5 protein-coding genes are annotated in these 12,995 nt (G+C 61.7%); 2 read left to right on the top strand and 3 right to left on the bottom strand.

Annotation, left to right across the window (positions count from 1 at the left end; all coding sequences use genetic code 11):
- Nucleotides 1–76: 76 nt before the first annotated feature.
- Nucleotides 77–4,984, top strand: a complete 4,908-nt coding sequence (locus C4J83_RS17075; RefSeq protein ID WP_124417704.1) for a hypothetical protein — start codon at nt 77–79, stop codon at nt 4,982–4,984.
- Between the two features lie 102 nt (nt 4,985–5,086).
- Here the strand turns inward: C4J83_RS17075 and C4J83_RS17080 are convergent, their stop codons facing one another.
- The gene (locus C4J83_RS17080; protein WP_124417705.1) at nt 5,087–7,462 is read right to left on the bottom strand and encodes an efflux RND transporter permease subunit; all 2,376 of its coding nucleotides are present in this window, start codon (nt 7,460–7,462) and stop codon (nt 5,087–5,089) included.
- Between the two features lie 18 nt (nt 7,463–7,480).
- Nucleotides 7,481–8,512 (bottom strand): WD40/YVTN/BNR-like repeat-containing protein, encoded by a 1,032-nt coding sequence (locus C4J83_RS17085; protein ID WP_177416174.1) that lies wholly within the window; start codon nt 8,510–8,512, stop codon nt 7,481–7,483.
- 300 nt (nt 8,513–8,812) lie between these two features.
- Between C4J83_RS17085 and C4J83_RS17090 the strand changes: the two genes are divergently transcribed.
- Nucleotides 8,813–9,928 (top strand): Gfo/Idh/MocA family protein, encoded by a 1,116-nt coding sequence (locus C4J83_RS17090; RefSeq protein WP_124417707.1) that lies wholly within the window; start codon nt 8,813–8,815, stop codon nt 9,926–9,928.
- 1,272 nt (nt 9,929–11,200) lie between these two features.
- Here the strand turns inward: C4J83_RS17090 and C4J83_RS17095 are convergent.
- Nucleotides 11,201–12,826 (bottom strand): methyl-accepting chemotaxis protein, encoded by a 1,626-nt coding sequence (locus tag C4J83_RS17095; RefSeq protein WP_124417708.1) that lies wholly within the window; start codon nt 12,824–12,826, stop codon nt 11,201–11,203.
- Between the last annotated feature and the right edge of the window lie 169 nt (nt 12,827–12,995).

Consider the following 12,995-nt stretch of genomic DNA (forward strand, 5'->3'; position numbering starts at 1 on the left):
AACGGGCTACCGCCTCCGGGCGACGCAGCGCATTACTTTGCTGGGGCGCGTTTTGCTCCCCTGTAAAGGAATACCCATGACAGACCCGAACACCGTCCCTGCTGCACACCCGGCCCGACAAGCGGTTGAAGCCCGGTTTCTCACTCGCCCGACGCTGCGCTCAGTCACTGCGCAGTTGCTGGCCGACCACTTGAAGGAAAAATACCCGCCGCTGCGCTCTGCGCTCGCTGACCTGCGCCTGGCCATACCCCGTGACGGCGGCGGACGCAGCTTGCTCCCGCTGCTGGAGGTGGCGCTCAGTCACCTGGCCGATGGCAGCTTTCCCGATGTGTCCATGCGCTACGGCCTGGACTGCTACCTGGGCGACGCCACGGGAACCCGACTGAGCTTTGAGGCCAATGGCCCGCACGGCTATGACCTGGCAGTCATCGAAACCGTTATCAGAGAACTGCCGCTGATTCTGAGCATCGCCTTTCAAGACGCCTTGGCAGCCTACTGGAGCCAGGACACGGAGGCCGGCGGCAGCCGCTGGCAGTGGCTGGCCCGCGTGCTGCACGGCGCGCTGCTCGACTCGGCCATTCGCCAGCCAGGGAGCCTGGCACGACAGCTCGATACGCTCCTCACACTGGCCCGTTACCCCGAGCGCAGTACGCGCGCCCAACGCCCCTGGCCGCAGAAGGCCGTGCGTGCCTATACCCTGGAAACCGTTCTGGAGCAGGCAGGCAGCCGACTCACCCTGCAAGCCAGCGATGTGTTGGTGGTCGCCCCGACGCAGGTGTTGCTGTGCCGCGTATCGGGGCAGATCGAGGCGTACGCCGACCTCGAGGCCTTCGGCCAGGCCTGGGGAATGCACCTGCAGCAGCGTTTTCGCGCGCAGCGCATCACCTGGAAGCAGTACGAGCCCGACGGCAATATTTTCGAGGCGCAAGCCGCGCTCATACTTGAGGGACAACTGGAGGCTCTCGCGGCCATTGAGCTCCCGGCCGGGTCCAGCGTGCAGACCTTGGAACTGCGGTTTGCTGCCGCTACAAACCCGGCGCAAGTCTTCAGCCCCTCGACCACCACACCGCTGGCAACCCTGAATTCGATCCGCGCAGCCCTGCCCGCCTGGCTGCAGCACGCCAGCGCGGCCGAGCGCCTTGCTTACCGTGAGTGCCTGCTTGAACAGGCCGGCATCCGCCGCTTGACCCTTGGCGATTCGGATTTCGACAGCCTGGAAACCTTGCGCAGCTATGCAACCGAACATTTGAACCACCAACTGTGCCTGGATCGCAGCGTCGCCCTGGGTGGCCAACGCGCCTGCGACGCTGCCGCTCGATCGAGTGGCTACCACGCCGACGATCTGCAACTGACCTTTCACGTGGCGGTGGGCACCCTGGCCGGCGGTTATGTCGAACCGGTGACCCTGAGCCTGGTGGATCTGGCCCTTAAAAACCTCTCGGGCGCGCCCAATGGCCGCATGACACTCAGCCACCGCACCGGTCGGGCAATCGAAGCCTGGCTGACAGCCGACGCCATTCGCCAACTGGTCCAGCGTGTCGACATCGGCAAAAATTACCCTCTTTACCTGCGCCAGGAGCTGCTCGGCGATACCGAGGCCGCGCAAAAACGCAAGCGCCTGTTCGAACAGCAACGGCCGGTGCAGCTGAAAACTCAAGCGCTGGAGCACAGGCTCAAAGGCGAAGCTGGCCTGACACCGCGCGGCATCCTGTGGGTGAATGCCGTGCTGAACCCGGCCTCCACGGGGCGCCAGGTCGACGGCGAAAGCATCGTCATGCGGGTGCTGGCCTTGGTGCGCAAGCCCGGCGCCACGGCGGACGTGGTGCAAAACATGTTCATCATCGAGCCCCTCGATACGCAACGAGGCCCGCACCTGCTGTATCGGCCGGCCTATCGCGACTCGCTGCTGGAGTTTGCCAGTCGCGACAGCCTGCTGGCCGCCCTCGTACGGCCCGGCGCGTTGCAGGACAGCGTTTTGACCTGGTTGCCGGAATCGGCCAGAGCCATCTACAGCAACGGTGGGTTTACCCAGCCTCACTACGTGCGGGTCGGCCTGGGCTCGGAATTCGACCCGCTGCCGCGCGTGCCTGAACCTGCGCAGTTGGCCGCCGCTGGCGACCAGAGCAGCGACGAAATCCTCCAGGCCCTGAACAATTGCAGCCTCATGGAGTACCTGTTCGGCTGCGAGACTCGGCAACTGCTGGCGCAGGCTGAGCGCGAGTCCACGTCCAATAGCGAGAGCCGCTGGGCGTTGATCCTGGAAGGTATGCAGCTGGGCTTCAATACCCTGCTGATGGCCGTGCGCGGGCCACTGGCGGCAATCGGCTGGCTGATGCAACTGGTGCAGGGCCTGACGCACGATGTGCCGGCGCTGGAAAGTGACGACCCTCAGACGCAGGCGCTGGCGTGGGTCGATCTGCTGCAAAACATCGCTTTGCTGCTGGTGCATCACGGCTCGCTCACGGCGGCGCCGGTGCACCCTGTACGGGACGAAGCCTTGCCCATGTTCCCGGCGTTGCGGCGTGCAGCGTTGGGCGCGGCAACCAGCCAGCCGGCGATCATTGAACGTGGCACGGTCGGCCTGCCTTGCGAACCGCCCGGCGGTGGCCGCACGCTGGTGGATTTCGATCATTCGCTGGCCAGCGACGCAGCATCGGCAGCGCTGCTGGAAAAACTGCGGGCATTCAGCCTGGCCTGGCCACAGCCCCTACCTGCGCAGGTTAGCGCCGGGCGTCACCTGGGTTTGTATAACCTCAATGGGGTCTGGCATGCCTCGATCGGTGGTTTGCTGTTCAGGGCCAGCATCGTTCCGGGTTTTGGCGACGTGTATATCGTGCACCCCGAAAAAACCGACCACCCCGGCATCAAGCTTCGCACCGATGGAAAAGGCCATTGGACATTGGACCGCGGCCTCAAGCTGGTGGGCGGTGGCCCCAAGCGGATGGCGGCCTTGCGCGAGGAGAACCAGCGTAGAAAAAACGCGCTGCTCGCACGCGGGCAGGCACTCAATACGCAAATAACCCATTTGATGGCGCCCTTTCTGGCCTCCATGGAGCAGATGTTATCTGCCGCCACCGCCTTGAAAAACCAACGCAAAACCGTGCAACTGGTCTGGAATCTTCTGCAAAAAGCGACGCCGGAGCAACAGCCGGCCCTGACGGCGCGGCACCAGCAGGAGACCCTGAACCACCAGCAGCGACGCACCGAGTTTCAGATTCTGCTGCAGAACCTCGAAGACCAATTTGCCCAGTCCCTGCCCCCACGCCTGGAAATGGTCAAGGTGGGCCAGGAGCTGGAAAGGGTCGGCGGCGCCGGCGTGCACGTGCATGACCGGGCAAAAATCCTGGGGACCCTATGGAACCAGCAGTCGGCCATCCAGACGTTGTTGTTGGACCGGTTGAACGCCATGCGTTTTTCCAGCGCGGGCGAGCCCATGGCGCAGATGGCACGCAGGATGTTTGTCGACAACCTGCTGGGAGACACCACCGTCTACGACGAATACATCCGCAACACGGTTGAATCGGCCAATATCCGCGAGCACATGGCCGAGGTCGCGGCGGTCATGGAGCATACGCTCGAACAACTGGAACAGGACTCGGTGGCGGGCCGTGTGATCCGCCAGGAATGCCTGACGCAGATCCAATACCCGCAGAATTTTTTCGCCAACAACCTGAGGCTCAATGCGCTCAATTACCTCGCCGCCGCCAGCGTGGCGACGGCCGACCGACGATTGCCACCCCAGGAGGACTTTTACCTCAACCGGCTTGAACAAAGCGACCTGGCCCAAGCCCTGCAGTCTCACGTCGAAGTGCGCAGCGGTGCCGAATACCCGCTGGCCGAGCAACGTAATGTGTATGAGACGGTCCTTGACCGGTACCGCCGTCATGAGGATGCGATTCGTGCCCTCAAGGCGCTCAACCCCGGGCGCCTGCGCCCGGAGGCCGAACGCCTGCTGACAGGCCTTGAATTTGCCCAGGCGCTTGCGCAAAGCGAACTTGAAGCGGTGGTACGCAAACAGGAAGAGCTGGACGTCGTGCTGCCCTTGTCGAAAACCCTGCGTCCCAAAAACCCGGCCAAACGGGTATTTAAAACCCGCAAAAAAGCCTACCTCATCGGTGAGCTCAAGCCTGCCGATGCACAGCACAGCCAGGAGCAACTGACCCTCACCGACGCCTTGACCGGTGAAACCATTGCCTCGTTCAGCCAACACGCAGACGGTTGGGCCACGACCGCGAAGGACCCGGCGGCCCCGGCCGGCACAGCCCAGGTTCGCTCACTGGCCACCCTCAAAGGCCTGGCCCAGGCGCTGATCGAACAACGCAAAGGCATTGAACAACTGATCACGGCCGAGCAGCAAAAACTCGACTCGCCGTTGACCCGTCAACACGTCGACCCGGGTGACTGGAATGAATTGCTCATGGCCCACGCCGGAAAACTCACGGCCTTGGCCGATGAGTTGGCACGCGACCATCTGGCGCAGAAAACCGCGGTGCAACGCCTGATCGATGAATACCGGGCACACGCCAGGGACATCAGCCGTCTGGCGCAGCGCGTGTGCAGTGCGGCGTACAAACGACAATGGCCGACCCAGGAGAGCCTCAATTACCTGTGGGAACAAAAACAGATCGACATCAACCTGACCAGCCTGGCCGACCCGCAGCGCCCGACCCTCAGCGGCGACTTCTTCACCGAGTACGCGGTGTACGACAAGGCCAAGAAACCGCCGGTGGTGTTGTGGTATGCGCACTTTCATTACGCCCATGCCGACGCCCTGCCCGCCCACTACACACGTGCCCACCTGAAGCTGCCGGAACAGCGCAAGTACACGCAGAAGGACCTGCTCAAGCAGCATGTCCAGGCCGACCTTCATACCCGCACGGAACCCGGCGGCGAACTGTTGACCCACATTCTGTATGTGCTGATTACGCCGCCCGTGGATCAGTTGTTCCTGGCCATCGCGCCAGTGCCACGGGCACCGCGCTGACGCCGGGCCCTGTGCTTTGCGCTGGGCCACTTCCTAACCTGACAGGCCGTGTGGCAAGGGCATTGCGCCCTTGCCACGCGGCACTGCGCGACGGTGTCGGGCTTAGTGTGCAAACAGCGAGTTGCCCTTCTGCCCCGCGAGTTTTTCAGGCTTGATCAGGAACCGTGCCAGCGCCGGCAGCAGCCACAGCGCGCCGAACATGTTCCACAGCAGCATGAAGGTCAGCATCAGGCCCATGTCGGCCTGGAACTTGATGGCCGAGAAGATCCAGGTGCACACGCCGATGGCCAGGCACAAGCCGGTGAACAGCACGGCTTTGCCGGTCGACTTGAGCGTCTGGTAGTAGGCCTCTTGCAGTGGCAGGCCGGCGCGCAGGAAGCTTTCCAGACGGCTGTAGATGTAAATGCCGTAGTCCACGCCAATCCCCACGCCCAGCGCCACCACCGGCAGGGTCGCGACCTTGACGCCGATGCCCATGAACGCCATCAACGCGTTGCCCAGCACCGAGGTCAGCACCAGCGGCAGCACGATGCACAGGGTGGCGGCCCACGAGCGGAAGGTGATCATGCACATGGTCGCCACGCACAGGTACACCAGGATGAGGATGGTCAGTTCCGACTCTTTGATCACCTCATTGGTCGCCGCTTCGATCCCGGCGTTGCCGGCGGCAAGGATGAATTCCAGGCCGTCCCTGTTGTTTTCCTTGGCAAAATCCTGCACCGCATGCACTGCGCGGTCGAGGGTTTCGGCCTTGTGGTCGTTGAGGAACACCAGCACCGGCGCGAGCGAGCAATTGTTGTTGTACAGGCCGTCGGCGCGGGCAATGGAGTTGTTCAGCACGTCGGGGTTGCGCGACAGGGTTTCCCATTTCAGGTTGCCCTCGTTCATGCCCTTGATCATCTGCTTGGACACGGTCACCAACGAGATTGCCGACTGCACGCCTTCGGTGTTCTGCATCTTCCACATCAACTGGTCGATAGGCGCCATGGCTTCGTAGCGCGAGCAGCCTTCGGCACGGGTCTTGACCATTACCACCAGCACGTCGGAGCTGGTGGAGTAGTTGTTGATGATGAAGTTGTTGTCCTTGTTGTAGCGCGAGTCCGGGCGCAGTTCCGGCGCGCCCTGGTCGAGGTCGCCGATCTTCAGGTTCTGGCTGTACCAGAGACCGCCACCGAAGGCGATCAGTGCCAGCAGGATGGACACCGGCGCGACCTTGGCGCTGGCGAATTTGGACAGCAGGCGCCAGAACGGGTGTTCGCGGTGCGCATCTTTCTTGCTTTTGGCGATGGCGCGTTTACTGATGCCTACGTAGGAGATCGCCACCGGCAGCAGGATCAGGTTGGTGAACACAATCACCGCCACGCCGATGGAGGCGCCGATGGCCAGCTCGCGGATCACGCCGATGTCGATGATCAGCAATGTGATAAAGCCCACCGCGTCGGCGAGAATCGCGATCATCCCCGGCAAAAACAATTGCCGGAATGTGCGTCGGGCGGCGGTCAGCGCGTTGTCCGCCTCACTGGATTGCAGCGCAATGCCGTTGATCTTCTGCACGCCGTGGGAAATACCGATGGCAAAGATCAGGAACGGCACCAGCATCGAATACGGGTCGAGGCCGAAGCCGAAAAAGTGCATCAGGCCGAGCTGCCAGACCACTGCCACCAGCGTGGTGCTCAATACCGCGACGGTGCTGCGCAGGCAGTTGGTGAACCACAGCAGCAGAATCAGGGTGATGACAAATGCGATGCCGAAGAACATCACCACCATCACCAGGCCGTCGATCAGGTCGCCGACCTTCTTGGCAAACCCGACGATGTGAATCTTGACGTTGGGGTTTTGTGCTTCGAACTTGTCGCGGATCTTGTCTTCAAGTTCGTGGGAAAACTTGCGGTAGTCCAGGGCCAGCAACTTGCCCTGGTCCTGTGGGTCCGGGTAGGACTCCAGCAGCGGGATGTCGACAATGCTCGACTTGAAGTCGTTGGCCACCAGGCGCCCCACCTGGCCGGACTTGAGCACGTTGTTGCGCAACTGGTCGAGGCTTTCCGGCGAGCCGTTGTAGCTCTGCGGGATCACTTCGCCGCCGGCAAAGCCTTCCTCGGTGACCTCGGTCCAGCGCACGCTGGGGCTCCACAGCGACTTGAGGCCCGAGCGGTCGACGCCGGAGATGTAGAACACCTCGTCGTTGATCTGGCGCAGGGTCTCCATGTATTCCTTGGTGAAGATGTCACCGTCCTTGGCTTCCACGGAGATGCGCACCGTGTTGCCCAGGTTGGCCAGGTCATTGCGATGCTCCATCATCTTTTCGATGAAGGGGTGCTTGAGCGGGATCATCTTTTCAAAACTGGTGGACGGGCGAATCAACGTCGCCTGCCAGAACAGAAAAATGCTCACCAGCAGGCAGATAACGATCACTGCCGGGCGGTTGTTGAAAATCAGGCGCTCAAGAAAGGTCGCTTTATCGTTGTGATGACTGCTCATTGAAACCCCGCCTTCTTATTATTTTGAGAGCTCTGCACCGGCGGCGGAGGCCACACGCACGCCACCCTGCCCGACCAGAATCAAGTTGCCGTTGCCCGCCGCGGTGACCGCCGAGAGTGAAATGCGGTCTGGGCGGTTGAACACGCTGAAGGTCTGCCCGTCGTCATGGCTGACCACCACGCTGCCGCCGTTGCCGACCACCACCAGCGAACCGTCGTCGAGCAACGTGGCGCCGGACAAGCCGAATTCCAGGGCACCTCGCGCCGCGTTCAGCTCAACCTGTTCCCAGGTGCTGCCAAAGTCCGTGGAACGGTAGAGATTGCCGCGCAGGCCATAGGCCAACAGGGTGTGGGGTTGAGCGGTACTGATCACGCCAAACAGCGAGCCCTGGTACGGGCCTTCGAGCTTTTCCCAGGTCTGGCCGTCGTCACTGGAGCGGAACATGCTGCCCTGCTCACCGACGATAAACAGCCCGGCGTCCTTGATAGAGGCGATGGCGTTGAGGTGGAACTGGTCTTCGTTGTCGAGGCGGTCGCTGACGTCTGCCCAGGTTTTGCCGCCGTCGGTGGTTTCGATCAACGCACCGTAGGCGCCCACGGCCAGGCCGTGCTCGGCATCCTTGAACCAGATGTCGAGCAAGGGGGCTTCGCGTTTGAGGTCTTGGTATTGCTGGGTCCAGGTGGCGCCGCCATCGGCGCTTGCAAGAATCTGTGCGTCGTGGCCGACAGCCCAGCCGTGTTTTTCATCGACGAAAAACACCGCCGTCAGCAGTTGCCGAGTCGGCACTTTGGCCTGGGTCCAGGTGCTGCCCTGGTCATCGGAATAGAGGATGTGCCCGCGATCACCGACCGCCACCAGACGGGAGCCGGCGTGCACTACGTCGATCATCAGGCCTCTGGCGGCCTTGGGGGATTGAATCGCAAATGCCGGCGGTGCGCCGGTTTCATCGGCTGCCAGCACGGGTGTCGACAACACCCCCAGCAGCGAGAGCGCTGTAGCCAGCATCGCAACCTTGCGTGCGGCGCGCGGGCGGCAAACAACCCAACCCATGACAGGCTCACTCATAGACCTTTCTCCCGATTTATTATTGTTAGGTCATCTTGCCTTGCCGGCCTCTGAAACCTGCAATCTAGAGCGCCTGAAGGAAGCAGGGGCCATCCTATCGGGCTTTCGAATCGTCTGACAATCGGCGCTACGTTATCTTTTGTTAACTGGCGGGCTATGACGATGGCCTGAATATGAGTGCATTACCCAGGCTGATTAATGAATATTTATTCCATCTCTTGAATTTAGAGAATATTTATTCCATTAATACGCGTCCTGAAAACAATAATCCAAAGGACCACCGCTATGCGTGAACTCGGAATCGGCCTGATCGGCACGGGCTTCATGGGGCGCGCCCATGCCTTGGCGTTCAACAATGCCCGCGCGGTATTCGAACTGCCGGTACACCTCAACCTGGCCACCTTGGCCGATGCCGACACCGAACGCGCACAGCGTTGCGCTACCGCCTGGGGGTTTGCCCAGGCCCACGGCGACTGGCAGGCGCTGATAGATGACCCCACCGTTGATGTCGTGGCCATCACCACGCCCAATCACTTGCATTACCCCATGGCCATGGCGGCGATTGCAGCGGGCAAGGCGGTGTATTGCGAAAAACCGCTGGCGGTCAGCCTGCAGCAGGCCGAAGCCATGCGCCGCGCCGCAAGTGCGGCCGGCGTGGTCACGCGGGTGGGCTACAACTATCAGCACAACCCGATGATCAGCCTGGCGCGGCAGATGATTGCCGACGGCGAACTGGGCGAAATCATCAGTTTCCAGGGCGAGTTCAGCGAAGACTTCATGGCCGACCCGGCCTCACCGTGGTCGTGGCGCTGTGACGTGGCACATGCCGGCGGCGCCTTGGCGGATTTGGGCAGTCATTTGCTGTCGATGGCGCGCTACTTGGTCGGTGAGGTGCACAGCGTGTGCGCCGACACCCAGACCGTCCACGCCCAACGCCCGGTCGTCTACGGCAGCAGCGACCGTAAACCCATCGCGGTGGATGACCAGGTGCACGCACTCTTGCGCTTTGCCAACGGCGCGCGCGGCACGGTGAGCAGCAGCTGGCTCAAGCACGGCTACAAGAACCACCTGAGTTTTGAAATCAGCGGCACGCGAGGCACGCTGGCGTTCGATCAGGAGCGCTTGAATGAACTGCGGGTGTGTCGGCTCGGCCAGGACGGTTTCCAACGGCTGCTGGCCGGCCCTGCCCTGCCCGGCTATGCCGCGTTCAGCCCGGCGGCCGGGCATCAACTGGGGTACAACGAGTTGAAAACGCTGGAGGTGCACGAATTGATCATGGCGCTGGCGGGGCAAGGCGCGGGGGGCACTGACTTTGAGGGGGCATGGGCGGTTGAGCAGTTGGCAACGGCGATTCGTGTGGCTGCCCGTGAAGCGCGTTGGGTTGTGGTGGGTGAGGTGTGAGCGCGGGGGCTGGGTTTGGCCGGGTGATTATCCGTTGTTTGGGGGATGGCCGCTTTGGGTTCCGCCCTCACGGCGGGTCACTTTGGAAAAGCCCCAAAGTAACCAAAGGGCTCTTGCCCCACCACTCGGCACCTCGCTTAGGCTCGGTGTGCCCTCACTCCGGCTTGAATCCGTGGGCCGCCGTGACGGGCCATCCATGGCCCAACACGGCTAACCCGGCGTCCTGCCGGATTACCCACGGATTCAAGCCTGCGTTCGGCCAGCGTGGTTTAACGGGGCGCCTGAGATCAAAATCAAAAGCAAAGCACGGCGGCCTAGTAGCCGACCTGAGTGGTAGAAGCAAAAGCACAGCCGAGGCGGCCTGACAGCCGACCTGACCTTGAAGGCTGAACACAATCAAAGGTGAGAGCTGGCTTGCCTGCGATAGCATCAACCCGGTGTACCTGATACACCGAGGTGCCTGCATCGCAGGCAAGCCAGCTCCCACAAAAAAACCAAGCACTGCGGTGCTGGCAGTTGAACTCGGACAACTTGTGGGAGCGGGCTTGCTCGCGAAAGCGGTATGTCAGTGACACATGAGCTGACTGAACCACCGCCTTCGCGAGCAAGCCCGCTCCCACAGTTGGATCGCAGTGCATCAGGTAGATAGGTGCTGCTCGATTGTACTCGGTCAAAGGTGGGAGCTGGCTTGCCTGCGATGGCATCAACTGTGTGTCACTGATACACCGAGGTGCCTGCATCGCAGGCAAGCCAGCTCCCACAAAAAAGCCAAGCACTGCGCTACTGGCAGTTGAACGCGGTCACCTTGTGGGAGCGGGCTTGCTCGCGAAAGCAGTGTGCCAGTGATACATGAGCTGACTGAAACACCGCATTCGCGAGCAAGCCCGCTCCCACAGTTGGATCGCAGTGCATCACGTAGATGGGTGCTGCTCGTTGTACTCAATCAAAGGTGGGAGCTGGCTTGCCTGCGATAGCATCAGCGTGGTGTACCTGATACACCGAGGTGCCTGCATCGCAGGCAAGCCAGCTCCCACAGAAAAGCCAAGCACTGCGCTACTGGCAGTTGAACGCGGTCACCTTGTGGGAGCGGGCTTGCTCGCGAAAGCGGTATGTCAGTGACACATGAGCTGACTGAACTACTGCCTTCGCGAGCAAGCCCGCTCCCACAGTAAAGCCGCTCTGCTTGTGCTTGCGCCCCTCAGGTCGGTGCCTGGGTGGTTGCGAAATCTGAGCGAAAACAGGGCGCAACACACACCCAACGCTCTTCGATCATCAGATCACGAACCGCGCCACCATCGCGTTCAAATCCACCGCCAGGCGCGACAGCTCGTGGCTGGCGGCGCTGGTCTGGTTGGCGCCGGCTGCCGACTGAGTCGCCAGGTCGCGGATGTTGACCAGGTTGCGGTCCACCTCACGCGACACTTGGGCCTGCTCTTCAGAAGCACTGGCGATGACCAGGTTGCGCTCGTTGATCAAACTGATCGACTGCGTAATCTGCTCCAGCGCCACACCGGCGGCACGGGCCATTTCCAGGGTGGTCTGGGTGCGCTGATTGCTTTGTTGCATCGACTGCACCGCTTCGCCGGTGCCCGTCTGAATGCCGGCGACCATTTTCTCGATTTCCTGGGTCGACTGCGCGGTGCGATGCGCCAGCGCCCGCACTTCATCGGCCACCACCGCAAAGCCACGCCCGGCTTCACCGGCGCGGGCTGCCTCAATGGCTGCGTTGAGCGCCAGCAGGTTGGTCTGTTCGGCAATCGCGCGGATCACGTCCAGCACCTTGCCGATGTCACGGCCCTGCGTGGCCAGGCCTTCGATCATCACCGAGGTGGTTTGCACGTCCTGGGTCATGGTTTGAATCGCACCGACCGTTTCCACTACCCGATCACGGCCTTCACGCGCGGCCTGGTTGGACTGGCTGGACGCTTCGGAGGTGGATACCGCATTGCGCGCCACCTCTTCCACGGCGGCGGTCATTTCGTTGACGGCGGTGGCGGCCTGGTCGATTTCGTTGTTCTGTTGTTGCAGGCCTCTGGAGGCTTCCTCGGTGACCGCGCTCAATTCTTCGGCAGCAGAGGCCAGTTGCGTGGCCGAACCGGCGATGTGCTGGATGGTCTGGCGCAGGTTGGTCTGCATCGCAGACAAAGCGCCAAGCAGACGGGCCGGTTCATCCTTGCCATCATCTTCGACGAGCGTGGTCAGGTTACCGCTGGCGATGGTTTCGGCCACTTGCACCGCTTTGCGCAGCGGCGCAACGATGCTGCGGGTCAGCAGCCAGGCGAGTAACACCGTCATCAACGCCGCCACCACCGAAACGATGATGATGCCGCTGACGGCCTGTTGGTAGCTGCCTTCAGCATCCCGCCCGGCCTGGTCGGCATCGGCGCTGTTGATCGCGATCAGTTTGTTCAGCTGCTCGCCCATCAGATCCGTACCGTCCTTGATCCGCGTATTGATGAGGCTGCGCATTTCGTCGACTTTGTTCTGCTGCGACAGCGACATCATCTCGGCCTGCGCCGCGAAGTAATTGTCGAGGGTGGCGGCGAAGGTTTTGTAAAGCGCCGCCTCTTCCGGGCCTGCCGGCATGACCGCGTAAGCACTCTGGGCCTGCTTGACCTTGTCGACCAACACCGCTACGCGGGTCTTGGCTTCCTCGAGGGCGGCGGGCTCACGGTTGATCAATATCCGGAACGACAAGATACGCAAGCGCAGGACATTTTCCGTCATGTTGCCGAGAAATTTCACGCTGGGTAACTGGTTGGTCCCCATGTCCAGGGAAGACTGGCGAATCTGTGTCATGCGGTTGACGGCAAATACGCCAAGGATCACGACCAGCAACGCAATGAACGCAAAACCGAGGAACGCGCGCGGGGCAATATTCAGATTACGAAGGGACATAGGCTGCTCTCGAGAGATAGTGGGCGAGCGTCCCTGCCGCGACACGATCAGTCGGCGCCAACGCACCGCTCTGATCTTTGGGCACCACTGTTATAAGAGTTGGGTGGGCTTGAACAGGGTATCGGCAGGTGCCGGGATTTAATGCAGGATGTTTCGAAATATTTTTACA

Source organism: Pseudomonas sp. LBUM920, assembly GCF_003852315.1.
Taxonomy (GTDB): domain Bacteria; phylum Pseudomonadota; class Gammaproteobacteria; order Pseudomonadales; family Pseudomonadaceae; genus Aquipseudomonas.